The sequence below is a fragment of the Streptomyces sp. NPDC101219 genome, assembly GCF_044767675.1.
Classification (GTDB): Bacteria; Actinomycetota; Actinomycetes; order Streptomycetales; family Streptomycetaceae; genus Streptomyces.
The window spans coordinates 422,121-441,535 of the sequence record NZ_JBIWOK010000006.1; the positions used below are offsets into that span (position 1 = coordinate 422,121).

A 19,415-nucleotide genomic window follows, 5' to 3' on the forward strand; every position below is an offset into this window, starting at 1 on the left:
GGCGATACAAAGTGAGCGCTGGCACCGCGGCGGCCGGACAGGTCGAGCACATGCTGCGCCAGGTGACGCCCGGGCGCTACGACGCCTACGAGGCGTTGCTGCGCGCGCTCGCCACGCCCTCCTCCGGCCAGGTCTGGATGCTGCTGTGGCACGGCCAGGCGGGCTCCCCTGACGCCCAGTACGGGAACATGGAGGTCGACGGCCACGGCTACGCGCCGTGTGTCACCTCCGCGCAGGAGCTGTCCGCCAGCGGCTGGAACCGGTCCTACGAGGTCGTCGACGGCCTCGACGTGGCCCGCGCCCTCTACCCCGACCGCTTCGGTCTCTGGCTCAACCCGCACGCGCCCGGCGGCGGCGTCGGCGTCCCGTGGCTGGACCTGCGCCGCATCGCCACGGGCCTCGACCGCCAGCCCGCGGGACCGCTCAGACTGTCCGAACCCGGCATCGAGATCCCGCAGTTCTACGCCCTGCTCGCGCAGAACGCCCACCGCACCCCGGCCGTCCGCGCCCTGCGCCGCGCCTGGGTGCAGCCCGCGCTGGGGGCGCCGTACCTCGCCATCGGCCTCGACGTGTACGACACCTCGCCGCCGTCGGTGGACGCGGTGCGCGGCATGATGCAGCAGTCGCTCGGCGCCGTCCCGGACGGATTGCCCGTCTCCACCGTCGCGATGTCCGACGAACACGACCCGGTCGCCATGTGGCTGCGCGTCAACGCCCGTCCGTTCTACGACCGCGAGGCCCACGCCCCCGCCGCCGCCCCGGCCCCCGCGGCCGGCTACGGCTACCCGCCCGCACAGCGGCACTGACCGGCACTGACCGGCTCTGACCGGCACCAACCGGACCGGATCCGCCGCCCCGGGCCCCGCACCGGGGCCCGCACCGGGGCCCGGAATCCCACCATGCGGACGCCCGGCCGCCGGCCTGCATTCGCCGACGCCGCCCGCATCCCCGCCCGCTGAATTCACGTCAGCTTGTCTCGACCACGCGACCCGTGCGCGGTGAGCTATCAGTGATCACCCGCCTGTCACCTGCGGTTTCGCGCGGCTTTCGGCCCCGGGGCGCTGTCCTGAGAGGGCTTCGGGACGACGGTGGGCGCCTCTCGCGCCCGGATTTCCCGCCCCGGGCGCCTGATGCGTCCCTTATGTCGAGCGTTCAGATCTCAGGTAGGTATCACCGCTATCCGGACTGTTCCTGACTCCCTGCGAACGTGAGTAGTGTTCGGGCGGTCATCTTGCATCCACATAGCGGACCCGGAGTGGCCCCATATGCGCATATCCAAGTCCCGAGCCGCTCGGGTGATCACGGCCGCGGTCGCGGTCGGTCTGATCGCCACGGGCTGCTCCAGCGACCGGGACAGTGACAACGAAGGCAGTGGCGACAAGGACACCTTCGTCTTCGCCGGCGCCGGTGATCCGGGTTCCCTGGACCCTGCCCTGGCCAGTGACGGTGAAACCTTCCGCGTGACCCGGCAGGCCTTCGAGGCCCTGCTCGAGCACGAGTCGGGCGGCAGCGAGCTGGTCGGCGGCCTCGCCGAGAAGTGGTCCAGCAACGACGAGGGCACCGTCTGGACCTTCAACCTCCGCAAGGGCGTGAAGTTCCACGACGGTGAGGCGTTCAACGCCGACGCGGTGTGCGCCAACTACGACCACTGGTTCAACTGGAAGGGCACCTACCAGTCGAGCGCGGTCTCCTACTACTGGCAGACCATCATGGGCGGGTTCGCGAAGAACGAGGACCCGGAGACCCCCGAGGCGAACTACAAGTCCTGCACCGCCAAGGACGAGAACACCGCCGTCATCGAGGTCAAGAACCCCTCCGCCAACCTCCCCGGCGGCTTCTCCCTCAACGCCCTCGCGATCCACTCGCCGAAGGCCATCGAGGAGTACAAGAAGCAGGACGCCTCCGCCAAGGGCGACGCCATCACGTACCCCAAGTACAGCCAGGAGGCCGGCACGGTCGCCGGTACCGGCCCGTACAAGATCACGAAGTGGAACAAGGGCAACAAGGAAGTCACCCTTGAGCGCTTCGACGACTACTGGGGCGAGAAGGCGAAGATCAAGAACCTGGTCTTCCGCACCATCGACACCGAAGAGGGCCGCCGCCAGGCGCTCCAGGCCGGTGACATCGACGGCTACGACCTGGTCGCCCCGGCCGACGTCAAGACCCTCAAGGACCAGGGCTACGGCGTCCCGACCCGTGGTGTCTTCAACCTCTTCTACGTGGGCATGAGCCAGACGGCGAACCCGGCCCTGAAGAAGAAGGACGTCCGCCAGGCGATCGCGCAGGCGATCGACAAGGAGAACCTGGTCAAGACCCAGCTGCCCGAGGGCGGCAAGGTGGCCGACCAGTTCATGCCGGACACCATCGAGGGCTACTCCAAGAACGTCACGCAGTACCCGCACGACGTGAACAAGGCGAAGGACCTGCTGAAGAAGGCCGGTGAGGAGAAGCTCGAGATCGAGTTCTGCTACCCGACCGAGGTCACCCGCCCGTACATGCCTGCCCCGCAGGACCTGTTCGAGCTGATGAAGGCCGACCTGGAGAAGGCCGGCATCACCGTCAAGCCGAAGGCCATGAAGTGGGCCCCGGAGTACCTGGACGCCACCGAGGCGGGCTCCTGCGCCCTGCACATGCTCGGCTGGACCGGTGACTTCAACGACGGCTACAACTTCATCGGCACCTGGTTCGCCGGGTTCGACAAGCAGTGGGGCTTCAAGGACAAGAAGGTCTTCGACGCGGTGAACGCCGGTTCGAAGCTGGGTGACCACGCCGAGCGTGTGGCCGCCTACACGAAGGCCAACGAGGTCATCATGGACTACCTGCCGGGTGTCCCGATCTCGTCCTCCCCGCCGGCCATCGCCTTCGCCAAGAACGTGAACCCGCCGAACGTCTCCCCGCTGACGCAGGAAGTGTTCGCCGAGGCCTCCTTCAAGTAGGCGCACGCGGCAGAAAGCACCAACGGGGGGTGTCCGCCCGGCCGTCGCAACTCGGCGGCCGGGCGGTTCCGTTCAGTAAGACATCACGCTAGAAAGGGGCATGCGGGGTGCTGCGTCTCGTCGTACGAAGACTGCTTCAGCTCATACCCACGCTGCTCGGCCTGTCGGTACTGCTCTTCCTGTGGCTCGACCGGCTGCCCGGTGGACCCGCCTCAGCGATCCTGGGGGAGAAGGCCACCGAGGCCGAAGTGGCGCGCATCAACCGTGCGCTCGGGCTGGACCAGCCCGTCTACGTTCAGTACTGGCGCTTCCTCAAGCGCATCTTCGAGCTCGACCTGGGCACCTCGGTCCAGACCGGACAGCCGGTGTGGGACGAATTCGTCCTGCGCTTCCCCGCGACGGCGGAGCTGTCCCTTTCCGCGATCCTCATCGCGGTCCTCGTCGGCGTCCCGCTCGGCTACTTCGCGGCCCGCAACCGCGGCGGCTGGCTCGACGTGACAGCGGTCTCCAGCTCTCTCGTCGGCATCTGCATCCCGGTCTTCTTCCTGGCCCTCATCCTCAAGGGCATCTTCGCCGTCCAGCTCGGGATCTTCCCCAGCTACGGGCGTCTGGACACCGGCATCAACGCCACCGAAGTGACCGGTTTCGCGGTCCTGGACGGCGTCCTCACCGGGGAGTTCGACGCCTCCTGGAACGCGATCATGCACCTGGTCCTGCCGGCCGTCGCGCTGTCCTCGATCCCGCTCGCCGTCATCGTCCGCATGACCCGCGCCAGTGTCCTGGAGGTGCAGGACGAGGACTACGTCCGCACCGCCGAGGCCAAGGGCCTCAAGCGCAGTGTCATCCGCGGCCGGCACGTGATGCGCAACGCGATGCTCCCCGTGATCACCGCGGTCGGCCTGCTCACGGGCTCCCTGCTGTCCGGCGCGGTCCTGACCGAGTCGGTGTTCGCCTTCGGCGGCATCGGCTCCTTCATCTGGACCGCGATCAACGGCCACGACTACCCCGTGCTCGTCGGCTTCATCATGTTCATCGCGCTGGTGTACGTCCTGATCAACCTGTTGGTGGACCTGGCGTACAGCCTCATCGACCCGAGAGTGCGGGTGCACTGACATGAGTGTCGCCACCAAGACAGACAAGATCCAGCGCCTCGCCGAACTGAGCGCCGTCAAGGAGAGCAGTAGCGGCGCCAGCCTGTGGCGCGAGGCGTTCCGCCGTCTCAAGCGCAGCAAGATGGCGATCATCGGCGCGCTCATCATCGCCCTGTTCCTGATCCTCGCGATCGTCGGGCCGTACATCGCGCCGTACTCCCCGACCGCCCAGACCTGGCGCAACGAGGTCTTCTCCAACCGCGGCGAGTTCGTCAACATGCGCGGCGAGAACTGGTTCGGGCTCGACCACCTCGGGCGGGACCTGTTCTCCCGGTTCCTGGTCGGTGCCCGTCAGACACTGCTCGTCGGTGTCGTCGCCACGGTGATCGGCCTGGTCATCGGCTTCCTCATCGGCGGCCTCGCGGGCGCCTTCGCCACCCTCGGCGGGGAGGCCGGCAAGCGCATCGACTCCGTGATCATGCGCTTCATCGACATCATGCTGGCGATGCCCTCGCTGCTGCTGGCCGTGTCGATCGCCGCCGTCATGGGCCAGTCCCTGACCACGGTGATGATCGCGGTGGGTGTGGTGCAGATCCCGATCTTCGCCCGGCTGCTGCGCGGCTCCATGCTGGCCCAGGGCAACTCGGACTACGTCCTCGCCGCCCAGTCCCTCGGGCTGCGCAAGCGGCGGATCGTCCTGTCGCAGATCGTGCCCAACTCGCTCAGCCCGGTGATCGTGCAGGCCACGCTCTCCCTGGCCACGGCGATCATCGAGGCGGCCGCCCTGTCCTACCTGGGCCTCGGCAACCCCGACCCGGCGATCCCCGAATGGGGCGTCATGCTGACCCAGGCGCAGCGCTTCTTCGACAACGCGCCGATGATGGCGGTCTATCCCGCCCTCGGCATCATCATCACCGCCCTCGGCTTCACCCTTCTCGGCGAGGCCATGCGGGAAGCCCTCGACCCGAAGCTGAGGGGCTGAACCACCATGTCTCTGCTCACTGTCGACGAATTGACCGTCACCTTCGGCGGCCGCGGCCGCAAGGAGACCCGGGCGGTCGACGGCGTCTCCTTCGAGGTCGACCAGGGCCAGGTCGTGGGCCTCGTCGGGGAGTCCGGCTGCGGCAAGTCGGTGACCTCCCTGGCCGTGATGGGCCTGTTGCCGCACAAGGGCGTCACGCTGGGCGGGCGTGCCGTGTTCGACGGCACGGACCTGTTCACGATGAACCCGTCCGCCCGGCGCGACCTGCGCGGCAGCGAAATGGCGATGATCTTCCAGGATCCGCTGTCCTCGCTGAACCCGGTCGTGCCGGTCGGCGTGCAGGTCACCGAGATCCTGGAGCGTCACCGCGGGATGAAGGGGGAGGCCGCCCGCAAGGAGGCCGCCCACCTGCTGGACCGGGTCGGCATCCCCGACCCGGCCCGGCGGCTCAGGGAGTACCCGCACCAGCTCTCCGGCGGCATGCGCCAGCGCGCGCTGATCGCCATGGCGGTGGCCTGCGCCCCGCGCATGCTGATCGCCGACGAGCCCACCACCGCCCTCGACGTGACCATCCAGGCGCAGATCCTGGAGCTCCTCAAGGAACTCGTGGACCAGGAGGGCACCGCCCTGCTGATGATCACCCACGACCTCGGTGTGGTGGCCGGCCTCTGCGACGAGGTCAACGTGCTCTACGCGGGCAAGGTGGTGGAGTCCGCCGGGCGCCGCGAGCTGTTCGCCCACCCCACCCACCCGTACGCGCACGGACTGCTGGGCTCCATTCCACGGCTCGACGCGCCGCGGGGCGAGGCGCTCAGCCCGATCCGCGGCTCCATCAACGACCGCATCGCCTGGGCCGACGGCTGTGCCTTCGCCCCCCGCTGCGACCGGTACGAGATGGACTGCCTGACCGGCACCCCGCAGCTCACCGAGCCCCGCGCGACCGGTCACCAGGTGCGGTGCGTCAACCCCGTACCCGACGACGCGAAGGCCGAGGAGGTCACCGCATGAGCCTGCTCGAACTGGACGGCGTCAAGGTCCACTTCCCCATCAAGAAGGGCATCTTCTTCGACCGCACGGTCGGTCACGTCTACGCCGTGGACGGGGTGTCCCTGAAGGTCGAGGCCGGCCAGACCTACGGCCTGGTCGGCGAGTCCGGCTGCGGCAAGACCACCCTCGGGCGGTCGGTGCTGCGGCTGGTCGACATCACCGAGGGGTCGGTCGTCCTCGACGGCACCGACCTGGCGAAGCTGCCGGGCGAGGAGATGCGCCGCTTCCGGCGCCGGCTCCAGATGGTCTTCCAGGACCCGCTGGGCTCCCTCAACCCGCGGCAGAACATCGAGTCGATCCTGTCCGACGGCATGGTCGCCCACGGCATCGGCAAGGACCAGGAGGAGCGCCGGGAGAAGATCAAGGCCATCCTCGACAAGGTCGGCCTGCCCTCCAACGCGCTCTCGCGCTACCCGCACGAGTTCTCCGGCGGCCAGCGCCAGCGCATCGGGATCGCGCGGGCGCTCGTCCTGGAACCCGACGTGATCATCTGCGACGAGCCGGTCTCCGCACTCGACGTCTCGGTCCAGGCCCAGGTCATCAACCTGCTGGAGGAGCTCCAGGAGGAACTCGGTCTGACCTACGTGGTGATCGCCCACGACCTCGCCGTGGTCCGGCACATCTCCGACGTGATCGGCGTGATGTACCTCGGGGCGCTGGTCGAGGAAGCGCCGAGCGACGCGCTCTACGCGGATCCGAAGCACCCGTACACCAAGGCCCTGATGTCGGCCGTGCCGGTGCCGGACCCCGAGGTGGAGGACCAGCGTGAGCGCATCCTCCTCGTCGGTGACCTGCCCTCCCCGGCGAACCCGCCGAGCGGCTGCCGCTTCCACACCCGCTGCCCGTGGGCGCAGGCCGCGCGGTGCGCGACCGAGCGGCCGGAACTGCGGGACGTCGGCGGCGGCCACCGCGTGGCATGTCACTTCGCCGAGGAGATCGCGGCCGGAACGCTGGGGCTCACCGCGGGCGAGGTCGTCTCGGCGACCCGTGAGGGTGTCGAGGACGTGCCCGAGGACGTCGAGAAGTCCCTGGTGCCCGAGGAGACGGTCAAGGCGTTGCTGCCGGAGCAGTCCGGCCCGTCGGACCAGGCCACGCCGGGCGCGGACGCGTCCGAGGCCGCCAAGGAGGGGGCCGCCCACGACGGGGCCACGGACGGCGAAGGCGAGAAGGCCGGGGAAACCGGGAGGAACGACGAGGGCGACAAGGCCATCCGGACCGGCGGCGAGGCGCCCGCCGACACCGCCGACAAGGCCATATAGCGGCTGCCCGGCTCACCCTCGCGCCCCGCACCTCAGTCCCCCGCCTTGCTTTGTAAGGCGGGGGACAGTTTTCGGGAGAGAATGCGAAGGTGCTCCAGCAACTGTTCAGCCCGTCCGTCCTGCACGCGCTCGATCTGATCGGCATCTTCGCCTTCGCGATCTCGGGTGCGCTGCTGGCCGTCCGCAAGAACTTCGACGTGTTCGGCCTCGCCGTGCTCGCCGAGGTCACCGGCCTGGGCGGCGGCCTCTTCCGGGACCTGGTGATCGGTGCCGTGCCGCCGGCCGCCTTCACCGACCTCGGCTACTTCGTCACCCCGCTGATCGCCACCGTCCTGGTGTTCTTCTTCCACCCCCACGTGGAGCGCCTGCAGAGCGGCGTCAACGTCTTCGACGCGGCGGGGCTCGGCCTGTTCTGCGTGGTCGGTACGGTCAAGGCGCACGACTACGGGCTGAACCTGGCCGCCTCCGCGGCCCTGGGCCTGGTGACCGCCGTGGGCGGCGGTGTGCTGCGCGACGTCCTCGCCAACGAGGTGCCCTCGCTGCTGCGCTGGGACCGTGACCTCTACGCGGTGCCGGCCATCGTCGGCGCCACCATGACCGTGGTGTGCCTGCGCCTCGACGTGCTGAACCCGGCCACCAGTGCCCTCTCCGCGGTCACCGCGTTCCTGATCCGGCTGCTGGCCCTGCGCTACCACTGGCGGGCGCCCCGGGCGTGGCAGCGGCGCTCCTCGGTCCGGGAGGAGTAGCGGCGGACGGCGTGGGCTCTGCCCCGAGTTCCTCGGTCAGCCAGCGGAACGCCGGGACCACCTGGGGCCGCCACAGCGCCATGGTGTGGCCGCCGGCGCTGCGGGGCAGGCGCACCACCTGCACGCTCGTCGGCGAGGTCGCCGCGCGGGCGAGGGCGGTGGCGTCCTCGTAACCGTCCTTGCGCTGACCGGAGAGGTAGAGCGAGATTTCGGGCGGGGCGACCGCTTCGCGCAGCAGCGTCAGCGGGTTGTTCGCCTCCCGCAGCACCGGGTCGCGGCCGGTGAGGGCGGTGCGCTCGGCGGCCGGGTCGTTGTAGCCGGACAGGCTCACCGCGGCCCGGTAGCGGTCCGGGTGGGCCAGGGCCAGTTTCGTGGCGCAGTGCCCGCCCGCCGAGTACCCGGCGACGGCCCAGCCCTCCGGTGCGGCCTGGGCCCGGAAGTTGTCCCGGACCATCCTCGGGACGTCGACGCTCAGCCAGCTCTCGGCGTTGACCCGGCCGGGCAGGTTGGCGCAGCCGGTGTCCGCGCCGGGCAGCAGGGAGGTGCGCGGGGCGACCAGGATGAAGGGGGCGATGCGGCCGCTGCGCATCAGCGGCAGCAGTTGCTCGTGCGCGTCGAGGGTGCCGAACCAGGCCTTGGCCGAGCCGGGGTAGCCCGGGAGCAGTTCGACGACCGGGAACGTGTGGTCGCGCCAGGCCGGGTCGTCGTACTGCGGCGGCAGCCACACGTACACCTCGGCGCGGACGCCCGAGACCCGGCCGTCGAGCCGGGTGACGCGGACCCCGCCCGCCTCCCGCATGCCGGGCCCGCCGGCCGGCCGGAAGCGCTGGCCGACCTTGGGCAGCCGCTCCACCACGATGCCGCCGGTGCCGTCGCTGCCCAGGTCGGCGGCCTCGCGCACGTGGTCGCCGGTGCCGAGCAGGTCGGCCCAGCTGTCATAGAGCTGGTTGCTGTTGTTGACCAGGGTGAAGACCAGGGCCACCGCGGTGACCTGGGCGAACAGCAGCATCAGGACCCGGGCGCCGGCGCGCACGGCGCGGGGTCCGCCGACCCGTGTCCACAGCACGAGCGGCAGCACGAGGGCGACAGCGGTGAGCACGGCCAGCGTGCACAGAAACGGGATCCCGGTGAGGCTCATGCCCTCGAAGAGGGAAGGAACGGCGCCCGGGTTCAGCACCGAACCGGGCGGCTTGGGGACATCGCCCCTCATGTCGCCCGCGCCACCCGCCCAAAGCTACCGCTTAGTAGGTGACTCTTGTACTGTTCAGCCATGCCAGATGCAGCCTCCGCCCCGGCCACCGTCCGGGCCCCGATCGGCGCCGCCGAGTTCGACCGCGACACCGCGGTCGTCCGTCGCGAGCCCGGCGTCTACGACATCGACCTCTCCGCCGGCTGGACGATCATCAACGCCGTCAACGGCGGCTATCTGCTGGCCGTCCTGGGCCGTGCGCTCGGTGACACCCTGCCGCACGCCGACCCGTTCACCATCTCCGCCCATTACCTGACCGCCTCCCAGCCGGGTCCGGCGGTCGTCCGCACGGAGACGGTGCGCACCGGGCGCAGCCTGTCGACCGGCCAGGCGTCCCTCCTCCAGTACGACGAGCAGGGCCGCGAGGTCGAGCGCATCCGCGTCCTCGCCTCCTACGGCGATCTCGGCACCCTCCCCGACGACGTGCGCACCACCGCCGAACCGCCCGCGATCCCGCCGATGGACCAGTGCTTCGGTCCCGAGGACGGTCCCGCCCCGGTCGAGGGCAGCTCCGCCATCACCGACCGGCTGATGCTCAAGCTGGACCCGTCCACCCTCGGGTGGGCCCTCGGACAGCCCTCCGGCCGGGGCGAGATGCGCGCCTGGTTCGGCCTTGCCGACGGCCGGGACCCCGACCCGCTCTCCCTGCTCCTCGCGGTGGACGCGCTGCCGCCCACCGCCTTCGAGCTCGGCCTGTCCGGCTGGGTGCCCACGGTGGAACTGACCGCGCACGTGCGCGCCCGTCCCGCCCCGGGCCCGCTGCGGGTGGCCGTCACCACCCGCAACCTCGCCGGCGGCTTCCTCGAGGAGGACGCCGAGGTGTGGGACTCCGCCGACCGCCTGGTGGCCCAGTCCCGCCAGCTCGCCCGCGTCCGGCTCGGCTGAGCCGCCGGGCCCCGCACGGCGCACGGCGACGGCCGGGACGGACCGATCCGTCCCGGCCGTTGCCGCCGTCTTGTTCCTCGCAGTGCCGCCGGTCCGGCGGGCCGCCTCAGGCGGTCACCGGCGCGTCCAGCCAGTGCCGGCGGCCGATGCCGATCAGCCGCAGGCGGCGGGAGGCCAGCCGGGTGGCCCGCTCGCGCTGCCGCGGCGCGTCCGCCGGCGTCTCCAGGAACAGCGACGCCGTGCTCAGCATCAGGTCCACGTAGATCTGGGCCAGCATCAGCAGGTCGTCCCCGCCCCAGCCCTCGGACACCGGGTCCGCGGCCAGCGCCTCGGCGACCTCCTCGGCGAACCGGGCGAGCTGGTCCCGTATCGCCTCGCGCACCGGCTGGACCCCGCCGTGCCGTTCCCGGGCGATGAAGCGCACGTGTGCGGGGTACCGGTCCACATGGCCGGCGATCAGCCCGACGGCGCGCGTGATGCGCCGGTCGGTGTCACCGGGCGTGGAGACAATGGTCCGGATCATCGGGTGCAGGCTGTCCAGTGCCTCCTCGACCAGCGCCACCCCCAGGTCGGGGATGGAGTGGAAGTGCCGGTAGAAGGCGGTCGGGGCGACCCCCGCGGCCCGGGTGACCTCGCGGAGCCCGAGGCTGCTCAGGCTCTGCTCCTCCAGCAGTTCCAGAGCCGCGTCCAGGAGGGCCCGTCGGGTCTTCAGCTTCTGGGCCTGCCGGGTGCCGAGGGTGTGACTCATGCCATGCAGTCAACAACCGTTCTCCCGGATTGCAAAGTGACGAGCCCGCTAGACTGGGTAGTCAGTGAACAAGTGTTACTACGATCGTTCACCGAATCTGGGGGATTCCGACCATGCTGTTCCTCGTCGCCGCACTCCTGCTGCTCGGAGTGGTCCTGGGCACCGTCGCCCACGCGCCGCCGGCCTTCACACTCGCCGCGGGACTCGTCATCGCCGTCTGGCTCGGCGTCTTCGCCCTGCGCGAGCGCCACGGCCGCGACCGCCGCGGCCCGGCGCACTGAGCCGCACGGGGAGCCGCCGGGCTCCGCCCGCGCACGCGCGCCCCGTGGCCACCGGGGCGAGGACCAGCAGGAGGCGTTCCGTCCCGCCCGCGCACGCGCGCCCCGTGCCGACCACCGACCGCCCGACCTCTCGTCGACCGAGGGAGCCGATCATCATGCAGCTCACCGCCGGGGCCACCGACCGCACCGGAGTCCGCGACGCCGACGGCATGGCCGTCGCGTCCTTCGTCCTGGGCCTGCTCGGCCTGCTCGTCCTCAACGTCGTCCTCGGACCGCTCGCCATCGTGCTCGCGGGCCTGGCGCTGTCGCGCGGGACCGCCCGGCGCGGGCGCGCCGCCCTGGGCCTCGGCCTCGGCATCGCCGACCTGCTGGTCCTGCTCGCCTTCATGCAGGCGGACAACACCCTGTCCTGGAGCCTGTGACGGGACGACGCGAACCCGGCCCCCCGCGGCCCGGGGCGGCTGCCCGGCGCCCCGTAGAATCGGGCCCACCATGGCATACCTCGACCACGCCGCGACCACCCCGATGCTTCCCGAGGCAGTCGAGGCACTCACCGCGCACCTCGGCGTCACCGGCAACGCCTCCTCCCTCCACGCGGCCGGCCGGCGCGCCCGCCGCACGGTCGAGGAAGCCCGGGAGACCCTCGCCGAGGCCCTCGGGGCCCGGCCCAGCGAAGTGGTGTTCACCTCCGGCGGCACCGAGGCCGACAACCTCGCCGTGAAGGGCCTGTACTGGGCCCGCAGGGACGCCGACCCGGCCCGCACCCGGATCCTCGCCAGCCCCGTCGAGCACCACGCCGTCCTGGACGCCGTCCACTGGCTCGGCGAGCACGAGGGCGCCACCGTCGAGTACCTGCCGGTCGACGGCCACGGCCGGGTGCACCCCGACGCCCTGCGCGAGGCCCTGTCCCGCAACCCCGACGACGTGGCCCTCGCCACCGTGATGTGGGCCAACAACGAGATCGGCACCGTCCTGCCGGTCCGCGAACTCGCCGAGGTCGCCGCCGAGTTCCGCATCCCGCTGCACTCGGACGCGGTCCAGGCGTTCGGCCAGGTGCCGGTCGACTTCGGCGGCTCCGGGCTCGCCGCGATGACCGTCTCCGGCCACAAGATCGGCGGCCCCTACGGCATCGGCGCGCTGGTCCTCGGCCGCGACCAGACCCCCGTGCCCGTCCTGCACGGCGGCGGACAGGAACGCCACGTCCGCTCCGGCACGCTCGACGTCCCCGCCATCGCCTCCTTCGCCGTCGCCGGGCGGCTGGCCGCCCAGCAGCAGGAGTGGTTCGCCCGCGAGATCGGCGCCCTGCGCGACGACCTGGTCGCCGCCGTCCGCGAGGCCGTCCCGGACGCCGTCCTCGGCGGCGACCCCGCGCCCGGCGGGCGGCTTCCGGCCAACGCCCACTTCACCTTCCCCGGCTGCGAGGGCGACTCGCTGCTGCTGCTCCTCGACGCCCAGGGCATCGCCTGCTCCACCGGCTCCGCCTGCACCGCCGGCGTCGCCCAGCCCAGCCACGTCCTGCTCGCCACCGGCACCGACCCCGACCTGGCCCGCGGCACCCTGCGCTTCTCCCTCGGCCACACCTCTACCGCGGCCGACGTGGAGGCCCTGGCCAAGGCCATCGGCCCGGCGGTGGAACGCGCCCGCGCGGCCGGCCTGTCCTGACCTCGGACGCCCTTCAGGGAGAGGCGGTCGCCTCCGGCGTGCTCAGTGACGTGCGGGCGCGGCGGACCAGCTTCATGTAGCGGTCCCAGTCCCAGTGCGGGCCCGGATCGGTGTGGTCGGCGCCCGGCACCTCCACGTGCCCGATGATGTGTTTCCGGTCGACGGGTATCTCGTAGCGCGCGCAGATCCGCGCCGTCAGCCGCGCCGACGCCGCGTACATCTCGTCGGTGAGGTCCTGCGGCCGGTCCACGAACGCCTCGTGCTCGATGCCGACACTGCGCTCGTTGTAGTCGCGGTTGCCCGCGTGGTACGCCACGTCCAGCTCGCGGATCATCTGCGCCACCCGGCCGTCCTGCCCCACGATGTAATGCGTCGCCGCCCGGTGCCCCGGGTCCTGGAACGCCTTCACGGCGCTGTCGAAGCTGCCCTGCGTGACATGCACGACCACCATGTCGATGCCGTAGTCGTCGGGCCGGTCCGCGCGGCGCCAGTTGGCCTCCGAGGCGGCGATCCAGCGGGCGCCCGCGAAATCGACCGCGCCCGGTGTGCGCGGCTTCTCCACCCCCGGGGCGCGCCACCACAGGCGGGCCAGCTCGTCCCGGGCCAGCACCGCGGTGCCCGCCGCGGCCGCCACCCCGCCCACGATCAGGGCCCGCCGCCCGATGCGCCGGTCCCCGTCCTCGGATGCTCGTCTCGCCCCCATGCGATCTTCAACGGATACCCGGCGGCCGTGGTTCCCGCGTCCCCGTACCCTGGAGGGGTTATGACTGACACCCCGCAGCGCTCCCGCCCCCTCCGCGTCCTGGCCGCCATGTCCGGCGGAGTCGACTCCGCCGTCGCCGCGGCCCGTGCCGCCGAGGCCGGCCACGACGTGACCGGCGTCCACCTCGCGCTCTCCGCGAACCCGCAATCGTTCCGCACCGGGGCGCGGGGCTGCTGCACCATCGAGGACTCCCGCGACGCCCGTCGCGCCGCCGACGTCATCGGCATCCCCTTCTACGTGTGGGACCTCGCCGACCGGTTCCGCGAGGACGTCGTCGAGGACTTCGTCGCCGAGTACGAGGCCGGCCGCACCCCCAACCCGTGCCTGCGCTGCAACGAGAAGATCAAGTTCGCCGCCCTGCTGGACAAGGCGCTGGCCCTCGGCTTCGACGCCGTGTGCACCGGCCACTACGCCCAGGTGATCGTCCGCGAGGACGGCACGCGTGAGCTGCACCGCGCCTCCGACATGGCCAAGGACCAGTCGTACGTCCTCGGGGTGCTCGACGACCGGCAGCTCGCCCACGCGATGTTCCCGCTCGGTGACACCGTCACCACCAAGGAGGAGATCCGCGCCGAGGCCGAGCGCCGCGGACTCGCCGTCGCCAAGAAGCCCGACTCGCACGACATCTGCTTCATCGCCGACGGCGACACCCGGGGCTTCCTCGCCGACCGCCTCGGCCGCTCCGAGGGCGACATCGTCGACGAGTCCGGCGCCAAGGTGGGCACCCACGAGGGCGCCTACGGCTTCACCATCGGCCAGCGCAAGGGCCTGCGGATCGGCACCCCCGCCCCCGACGGCAAGCCCCGCTACGTCCTCGACATCTCCCCGGTCGACAACACCGTCACCGTCGGCCCGGCGAACGCGCTCGACGTCACCGCCCTCACCGCGATCCGCCCCCGCTGGTGCGGCGCGGCCCCCGTCGGCCCCGGCACCTACACCGCCCAGCTGCGCGCCCACGGCGGCGAGACCGAGGTGACGGCGGAGCCGGCCGACGGCGGGCTGCGCGTCCGCTTCACCGAGCCGGTGCGGGGTGTCGCCCCCGGCCAGGCGATCGTGCTGTACGACGGCACGCGCGTGGTGGGCTCGGCGACGATCGCCTCGACGGTCCGCGCGACGGAGCGGGCGGCGACGGCCTGACGCCGTCCTCCGTGCGGTAGCTGCAGGGCACCGGTCAGTTCGGTGCGCTCGCCCGCAGGCGGGTGACCAGCCTCGTGAAGGTGGAGCGGCTGACCCTGACGATGTGCTCAGGACGGGTGCTGTCACGTATGGCGATGTCGTCGTCCTCGTCGTTCACGGCGACTTCCACGCAGTTGTTGTCGCCCCCGCCGCAGAACGGCGAACGCTTCCAGTCGAGTGTGGTCAACGCTCCGCCCCCCTCAGAGTTCGCGTGTGATGAACCGGATGAGCTTCCGGGACGCGTCAGCCGGCAGAGCCGTCCGCTCCATCAGGTCCAGCAGCGAACGATAGTTGGCCACTGGCGTCGGGGCATCCACGAACGTGGCCCCGAGGGCGGTATCGAGCTGAACGGTGTCCAGTTGGGGAACCGGGCCCTCCACGTAGAGGACGGACTGCCCGGCTCCGTGAAAAGCGCCGACGCTGAACGGGATCACCAGCAGGGTGATGTGGGGGAGGGTCTGATCCTCGATCTGCTGGTCGACGACTGGGGCGGATGTGCCGTCGGAGAGTCGTTGTACGGGGTGGGCGGCAAAACCGTCTGGTTCGATCTGGTCCTCGGCGGAGGTGACCCACCACCCGGAGGAGGGGCCGGTCACGGTTCCGGACCCCTGCATCCGGGCCCGCCCGTGCTCGCCGCCTGACCGGGCGGCCCACCGGGCCCTCCCGCCCGCCTCGCGGCGCCGTGAACGCCGGCTCCGGAGTGTTCACGGCTTCGCCGGAACGAAGTGCCCGCGCCGGGCTCGCGGAGAGCGCGCACGCCCGCCCGCGCACCGCGCCGTTCCGCCACCCGGGTGATCACCCGGCGCACCTCGTCCCGCACCCGTGTCCCGGACGGCAGCCGCGCCGATCACCCGGGTGTGATGCATCGGATCCCCGGCCTCTCGCGCCGCACCCGCACCCTGGCCGTCACCGGCCTCGGTGCCCTGGTACTGCTCTCCTCTCCCGCCGTCCTGCCCGCCGCCCACGCGGGCCCGGACGCCTCCGGCCCGGCCTCGCCGACGGCGCCGCGCCCGGTGACCGTCGGCGAGGCGGTCACGGCCGCTCACCTCGACGCGATCCGCCATGACCCGCGCCGGGCACGGGAGTTCTTCCGCCGCCTGCCCAAGGGCGGTGACCTGCACAACCACCTGTCCGGCGCGGTCTCCACCGAGTACCTCGTCGAACTGGCAGCCGAGGACGGGCTGTGCGTCGACACCGCGACGATGACCGCCGTCCCGCCGCCGTGCGGTGCCGGAACCCGCCCCGCCGCGGATGCCCGCACGGACCGCGCCTTCCACGACGCCCTCGTGCGCGCCTGGTCCATGCAGGACTTCCCGGCCGACGGCAATGGTCACGACCACTTCTTCGCCACCTTCGGCAGCTTCGGTGAGGTGACCTGGCGGCACCGCGGGAAACTGCTCGCCGAGGTGGCGGACGACATCGCCGAGCAGAACCAGTTCTACCTGGAGACGATGGTGACCCCGGCCTCCGACGGGGCGAAGAAGCTCGCGGCCGAGGTCGGCTGGGACCCGGACCTCGCCCGGTTGCACGGGAAGCTGACCGCCGGGGGCAAGCTGGACCGGCTGGTCACCGAGGCGAAGAAGGAGTCCGACGAGGCCGACGCCGAGTTCCGCACCGCCGCCCGCTGCGACACCGACAGCCCCCGGCCCGGCTGCCGCCTCCCGGTCCGCTGGATCTCCCAGGTCTCGCGCGGCAGCGCCCCCGAACGGGTCTTCACGCAGATGGCCCTCGGTATGCGCCTGGCCGAGCGCGACGGGCGGTTCGTCGCCGTCAACCTGGTCCAGCCCGAGGACGCGGAGGTCGCCCTGCGCGACTACAGCCTGCAGATGCGCATGCTGAAGTACCTCCGCGGTGTCTATCCCGGCGCCCATGTCACCCTGCATGCCGGTGAGTTGTGGCCCGGCCTGGTCAAGCCCGCCGACGTCGCGTTCCACATCCGGGAAGCCGTGGAGGTCGCGGGCGCCGACCGCATCGGCCACGGCGTCGACCTCGTCCACGAGGACGACTGGCAGCGCACCGCACGCACCATGGCCGCCCGCGAGACCGCCGTCGAGGTCCCCTTCACCAGCAATGCCCAGATCCTCGGGGTGCGGGGCGACGACCACCCCTTCGAGACCTACCGCGCGTACGGCGTGCCCGTCGTCCTGGCCACCGACGACCCCGGCGTCAGCCGCATCGACATCAGCCACGAGTACCGGTACGCCGCCGACACGTACGGCCTGTCCTACCCGGAGCTGAAGGACCTGGCCCGGGCCTCCCTGGAGTACGCCTTCCTCCCGGGCGCGAGCCTGTGGCGGGGCAACCCCACCCGGGACGGCTACCGTCCCGTCGCCGCCTGCCGCGGGGTCCGGCTCGGCACCCTCCGCCCCGGTGCGGACTGCCGGCGCCTGCTGGACGCCAGCCCGAAGGCCACCGCGCAGTGGGAGCAGGAGCGGGCCTTCGGCCGCTTCGAGACGGGGATCCGCACCGCCCGCTGATCCCCTGCCGGGCCGGGCCGGGTCGAACCGGGTCGGGCCGTTCCGTGCCGTCCGCCGCCGCCTCCCGCGGCGGCGGAATCCGGCCGGAGCGTTTCCGGGGCGGGGGAGGTGGAGCCTCACCGCCTGCCCAGGACGGTTCGGCGCCTGTCCAGAACGGTTCGGCGCCTGCCCAGGACGGTTCGATGCCTGCCGCGACGGCTCACCGCTGCCCGCCGGGACGGCTCACCGCCCGAAGAAGTCCGCCAGCACCGGCGCCAGGACGTCCGGCTCGACCATGTGCGTCTGGCCCTGGAGCGCGCGGTACGTGCCGCGGGGCACCGTGTCCGCGATGGCCCGCGCGGCCTCGCGCATCCAGGCCGGACTGGCGTCGCCCGCGATCGACAGCACCGGCACCGGGATGGACGCCAGCAGCTCCCGGGGGACGCTCCCGCCCCCCATCACGGCGTCGTCGTGGGCGAGGCTCCCCGCCATGGACTCCATGCCGGCCCACATGGGGGACTGCCGGGCGCCCCGGATGACCGCCTCGCCCAGCCCGGTCAGCCGCAGGAACAGCTCCACCGCGTCCCCGCGCCGACCCTCGGCCAGGGCGGCCGTCAGCTGCTCGGTGTACTCGGCGCGTTCCCTGAGGTCCTCCTCGGACAGGACGAACGGCGTCTCGTACACGGCGACATGACGCACCGGCAGCCCGCTCGCCGCGGCCCGCAGCGCCAGCGCGCCCCCGGAGGACACCCCGTACAGCGACGCCTCGCCGCCCAGCTCCTCGATCAGCGCCGCCAGGTCCTCGACCTCGCGTTCCACCGCGTACGGCTCGGTGTTCCCGCTGCCGCCGCGGCCCCGGCGGTCGTAGACCACCACCCGGAACCGCTCGGAGAGCGGCGCGGCCAGCGGTGCCACCGTCGCTCCCGTCGACATCGCACCGCTGACGAGGACGACCGTCGCACCGCGCCCGGCCGTCTCGTACGCGATCGGGGTGCCGTCGCGCGAAAGAATGTTCTTGTCCATGTCTCAGCAGACTGCCGCACGGCGCCGGATTCGTCGGTGAGGCGGGCGGCGCGTCCACCGATCGCCCCGGATTGGTGTCACGGCCGCCCGTCCTCCCGCCGCCGGGTCAGCTCACGTCGGCCTCGTAGAAGCACAGGTGGTCCCTGATCCGCTCGACTCCGGGCTTCGGGTCCGGGTAGGCCCACACCAGGTCCGCCGCGTCCGGCACCGACCAGTACGACGCGGTGCCCTTGAAGGGGCAGTGGGTGGTCGTCGCGGAGGGCGTCAGCAGGTCCAGCCGCACGTCCTCCGGCGGGATGTAGTAGCGCGGGGGACAGCCCGTCTCCCGCAGCACCAGGGCCCGGTCCGTGCGGGCCAGCTCCCGGCCGTCGCGCACCACGCGTACCTGCCGGCCGCTCTCCTCGATGCTGATGCGATGTCCTGCGGTCACGATCGGCCCTCCCGGAGGATGCGACGCCGCCGGCCGGACGGCCGGCGCGTGCCGGGTACAGCGCGCGCCGGCCGCCGGTTTCTTCCCGCCCGGGGGTATCGGAGCGAGCCGGGAGGGCCGGGCCGTACCGTGGGGCGGTGAACATCTGCGTCTTCCTCTCCGCCGCCGACCTCGACGAGCGCTACACGCGCCCCGCGCGGGAGTTCGCGCGACTGCTCGGGAAGGGCGGGCACACCCTGGTGTGGGGCGGCTCCGACGTCGGGCTGATGAAGGTGGTCGCCGACGGGGTGCAGGCGGCGGGCGGCCGGCTGGTGGGCGTCTCCGTGGACTTCCTGGCCGCCAAGGCCCGGCCCGGCGCCGACGAGATGGTCGTCGCCCGGGACCTGGGCGAGCGCAAGCGCCTGCTCCTGGAGAAGTCCGATGCCGTGGTGATCATGGTGGGCGGCACCGGCACCCTCGACGAGGCGACCGAGATCCTGGAGCTGAAGAAGCACGGGCACACCGACAAGCCCGTGGTGCTGCTGAACACCGCGGGCTTCTACGACGGCCTGAAGGAGCAGTTCCGCCGGATGGAGGCGGAGGGTTTCCTGCCCCGCCCGCTCACCGACCTGGTGTTCTTCGCCGAGGAACCGGTGGGGGCGCTGGCCCATCTGGAGGAGAGCCGGGGCATCGTCTGAGCCC

Annotated in this window: 21 protein-coding genes; 14 read left to right on the plus strand and 7 right to left on the minus strand. The window is 71.9% G+C overall.

Going from position 1 to position 19,415, the window contains the following annotated elements; all coding sequences use genetic code 11:
- The first annotated feature begins 11 nt into the window (after positions 1-11).
- The 7 genes from ACIRPP_RS14905 (at position 12) to ACIRPP_RS14935 (ending at position 8,061) form a co-directional block, all read left to right on the plus strand.
- A complete protein-coding gene (locus ACIRPP_RS14905; protein ID WP_403642021.1) occupies positions 12-806 on the plus strand; it encodes an enhanced serine sensitivity protein SseB C-terminal domain-containing protein in 795 nt (264 codons plus the stop codon).
- Positions 807-1,265: 459 nt separating this feature from the next.
- Positions 1,266-2,936 carry an ABC transporter substrate-binding protein gene (locus tag ACIRPP_RS14910; protein ID WP_403642024.1) on the plus strand — a complete coding sequence of 557 codons (1,671 nt, stop codon included), beginning with the start codon at positions 1,266-1,268 and terminating at the stop codon, positions 2,934-2,936.
- 107 nt (positions 2,937-3,043) lie between these two features.
- The gene (locus ACIRPP_RS14915; protein ID WP_164342910.1) at positions 3,044-4,048 is read left to right on the plus strand and encodes an ABC transporter permease; all 1,005 of its coding nucleotides are present in this window, start codon (positions 3,044-3,046) and stop codon (positions 4,046-4,048) included.
- A 1-nt stretch (position 4,049) separates the two neighbouring features.
- The gene (locus ACIRPP_RS14920; RefSeq protein WP_403642027.1) at positions 4,050-5,009 is read left to right on the plus strand and encodes an ABC transporter permease; all 960 of its coding nucleotides are present in this window, start codon (positions 4,050-4,052) and stop codon (positions 5,007-5,009) included.
- Positions 5,010-5,015: 6 nt separating this feature from the next.
- Entirely contained in the window at positions 5,016-6,017 is a 1,002-nt protein-coding gene (locus ACIRPP_RS14925; protein WP_403642030.1) for an ABC transporter ATP-binding protein, read from the plus strand.
- A complete protein-coding gene (locus ACIRPP_RS14930; protein WP_403642033.1) occupies positions 6,014-7,315 on the plus strand; it encodes an ABC transporter ATP-binding protein in 1,302 nt (433 codons plus the stop codon). Before ACIRPP_RS14925 ends, ACIRPP_RS14930 begins: the two co-directional genes overlap by 4 nt.
- 89 nt (positions 7,316-7,404) lie before the next feature.
- On the plus strand, positions 7,405-8,061 hold the full coding sequence (locus tag ACIRPP_RS14935) for a trimeric intracellular cation channel family protein (RefSeq protein WP_164342918.1): 657 nt from the start codon (positions 7,405-7,407) through the stop codon (positions 8,059-8,061).
- On the opposite strand, the gene ACIRPP_RS14940 is transcribed toward ACIRPP_RS14935, so the two are convergent.
- Positions 7,970-9,199, minus strand: coding sequence for an alpha/beta hydrolase (locus ACIRPP_RS14940; RefSeq protein ID WP_403642194.1), 1,230 nt, complete (start codon positions 9,197-9,199; stop codon positions 7,970-7,972). The two genes, ACIRPP_RS14935 and ACIRPP_RS14940, sit on opposite strands and share 92 nt — an antisense overlap.
- A 132-nt stretch (positions 9,200-9,331) precedes the next feature.
- Between ACIRPP_RS14940 and ACIRPP_RS14945 the strand changes: the two genes are divergently transcribed.
- Positions 9,332-10,195 carry a thioesterase family protein gene (locus ACIRPP_RS14945; RefSeq protein ID WP_403642040.1) on the plus strand — a complete coding sequence of 288 codons (864 nt, stop codon included), beginning with the start codon at positions 9,332-9,334 and terminating at the stop codon, positions 10,193-10,195.
- A gap of 106 nt (positions 10,196-10,301) precedes the next feature.
- Here ACIRPP_RS14945 and ACIRPP_RS14950 read toward each other — a convergent pair whose 3' ends face one another.
- Positions 10,302-10,943, minus strand: coding sequence for a TetR family transcriptional regulator (locus ACIRPP_RS14950; protein ID WP_403642043.1), 642 nt, complete (start codon positions 10,941-10,943; stop codon positions 10,302-10,304).
- Positions 10,944-11,056: 113 nt separating this feature from the next.
- Between ACIRPP_RS14950 and ACIRPP_RS14955 the strand changes: the two genes are divergently transcribed.
- The 3 genes from ACIRPP_RS14955 (at position 11,057) to ACIRPP_RS14965 (ending at position 12,886) form a co-directional block, all read left to right on the plus strand.
- On the plus strand, positions 11,057-11,224 hold the full coding sequence (locus ACIRPP_RS14955; protein WP_403642046.1) for a hypothetical protein: 168 nt from the start codon (positions 11,057-11,059) through the stop codon (positions 11,222-11,224).
- Positions 11,225-11,379: 155 nt separating this feature from the next.
- Positions 11,380-11,646: a DUF4190 domain-containing protein gene (locus ACIRPP_RS14960; RefSeq protein ID WP_164342924.1), complete on the plus strand. Its 267-nt coding sequence runs from the start codon at positions 11,380-11,382 to the stop codon at positions 11,644-11,646.
- A gap of 70 nt (positions 11,647-11,716) precedes the next feature.
- Positions 11,717-12,886, plus strand: a complete 1,170-nt coding sequence (locus ACIRPP_RS14965; protein WP_403642049.1) for a cysteine desulfurase family protein — start codon at positions 11,717-11,719, stop codon at positions 12,884-12,886.
- Between the two features lie 13 nt (positions 12,887-12,899).
- Here ACIRPP_RS14965 and ACIRPP_RS14970 read toward each other — a convergent pair whose 3' ends face one another.
- The gene (locus ACIRPP_RS14970; protein ID WP_403642052.1) at positions 12,900-13,589 is read right to left on the minus strand and encodes an N-acetylmuramoyl-L-alanine amidase; all 690 of its coding nucleotides are present in this window, start codon (positions 13,587-13,589) and stop codon (positions 12,900-12,902) included.
- 60 nt (positions 13,590-13,649) lie between these two features.
- Between ACIRPP_RS14970 and mnmA the strand changes: the two genes are divergently transcribed.
- Positions 13,650-14,786, plus strand: a complete 1,137-nt coding sequence (mnmA, locus tag ACIRPP_RS14975) for a tRNA 2-thiouridine(34) synthase MnmA (protein ID WP_403642055.1) — start codon at positions 13,650-13,652, stop codon at positions 14,784-14,786.
- Positions 14,787-14,820: 34 nt separating this feature from the next.
- Here the strand turns inward: mnmA and ACIRPP_RS14980 are convergent, their stop codons facing one another.
- The gene (locus tag ACIRPP_RS14980) at positions 14,821-15,012 is read right to left on the minus strand and encodes a DUF397 domain-containing protein (RefSeq protein ID WP_403642058.1); all 192 of its coding nucleotides are present in this window, start codon (positions 15,010-15,012) and stop codon (positions 14,821-14,823) included.
- A gap of 13 nt (positions 15,013-15,025) precedes the next feature.
- The gene (locus ACIRPP_RS14985; RefSeq protein ID WP_403642061.1) at positions 15,026-15,421 is read right to left on the minus strand and encodes a Scr1 family TA system antitoxin-like transcriptional regulator; all 396 of its coding nucleotides are present in this window, start codon (positions 15,419-15,421) and stop codon (positions 15,026-15,028) included.
- A 264-nt stretch (positions 15,422-15,685) separates the two neighbouring features.
- On the opposite strand from ACIRPP_RS14985, the gene ACIRPP_RS14990 reads away from it, so the two are divergent.
- Positions 15,686-17,302, plus strand: coding sequence for an adenosine deaminase (locus tag ACIRPP_RS14990; protein WP_403642064.1), 1,617 nt, complete (start codon positions 15,686-15,688; stop codon positions 17,300-17,302).
- A 222-nt stretch (positions 17,303-17,524) separates the two neighbouring features.
- Here the strand turns inward: ACIRPP_RS14990 and ACIRPP_RS14995 are convergent, their stop codons facing one another.
- A complete protein-coding gene (locus ACIRPP_RS14995) occupies positions 17,525-18,304 on the minus strand; it encodes an alpha/beta fold hydrolase (protein ID WP_403642066.1) in 780 nt (259 codons plus the stop codon).
- Positions 18,305-18,410: 106 nt separating this feature from the next.
- The gene (locus ACIRPP_RS15000) at positions 18,411-18,734 is read right to left on the minus strand and encodes a DUF427 domain-containing protein (RefSeq protein ID WP_164338230.1); all 324 of its coding nucleotides are present in this window, start codon (positions 18,732-18,734) and stop codon (positions 18,411-18,413) included.
- A 137-nt stretch (positions 18,735-18,871) separates the two neighbouring features.
- Here ACIRPP_RS15000 and ACIRPP_RS15005 point away from each other — a divergent pair, with 137 nt between their 5' ends.
- Positions 18,872-19,411 (plus strand): TIGR00730 family Rossman fold protein, encoded by a 540-nt coding sequence (locus tag ACIRPP_RS15005; protein WP_403642069.1) that lies wholly within the window; start codon positions 18,872-18,874, stop codon positions 19,409-19,411.
- Positions 19,412-19,415 lie beyond the last annotated feature (4 nt).

Bases quoted from the DNA above. Each gene is read 5' to 3' on its own strand.
- ACIRPP_RS14910 (WP_403642024.1), top strand. From the start codon at position 1,266: ATGCGCATATCCAAGTCCCGAGCCGCTCGGGTGATCACGGCCGCGGTC.
- ACIRPP_RS14930 (WP_403642033.1), top strand. From the start codon at position 6,014: ATGAGCCTGCTCGAACTGGACGGCGTCAAGGTCCACTTCCCCATCAAG.
- ACIRPP_RS14940 (WP_403642194.1), bottom strand. From the start codon at position 9,199: ATGAGCCTCACCGGGATCCCGTTTCTGTGCACGCTGGCCGTGCTCACC.
- ACIRPP_RS14965 (WP_403642049.1), top strand. From the start codon at position 11,717: ATGGCATACCTCGACCACGCCGCGACCACCCCGATGCTTCCCGAGGCA.
- ACIRPP_RS14995 (WP_403642066.1), bottom strand. From the start codon at position 18,304: ATGGACAAGAACATTCTTTCGCGCGACGGCACCCCGATCGCGTACGAG.
- mnmA (WP_403642055.1), top strand. From the start codon at position 13,650: ATGACTGACACCCCGCAGCGCTCCCGCCCCCTCCGCGTCCTGGCCGCC.
- ACIRPP_RS14990 (WP_403642064.1), top strand. From the start codon at position 15,686: ATGCATCGGATCCCCGGCCTCTCGCGCCGCACCCGCACCCTGGCCGTC.
- ACIRPP_RS14970 (WP_403642052.1), bottom strand. From the start codon at position 13,589: ATGGGGGCGAGACGAGCATCCGAGGACGGGGACCGGCGCATCGGGCGG.
- ACIRPP_RS14945 (WP_403642040.1), top strand. From the start codon at position 9,332: ATGCCAGATGCAGCCTCCGCCCCGGCCACCGTCCGGGCCCCGATCGGC.
- ACIRPP_RS14960 (WP_164342924.1), top strand. From the start codon at position 11,380: ATGCAGCTCACCGCCGGGGCCACCGACCGCACCGGAGTCCGCGACGCC.
- ACIRPP_RS14955 (WP_403642046.1), top strand. From the start codon at position 11,057: ATGCTGTTCCTCGTCGCCGCACTCCTGCTGCTCGGAGTGGTCCTGGGC.
- ACIRPP_RS14925 (WP_403642030.1), top strand. From the start codon at position 5,016: ATGTCTCTGCTCACTGTCGACGAATTGACCGTCACCTTCGGCGGCCGC.
- ACIRPP_RS14950 (WP_403642043.1), bottom strand. From the start codon at position 10,943: ATGAGTCACACCCTCGGCACCCGGCAGGCCCAGAAGCTGAAGACCCGA.
- ACIRPP_RS14920 (WP_403642027.1), top strand. From the start codon at position 4,050: ATGAGTGTCGCCACCAAGACAGACAAGATCCAGCGCCTCGCCGAACTG.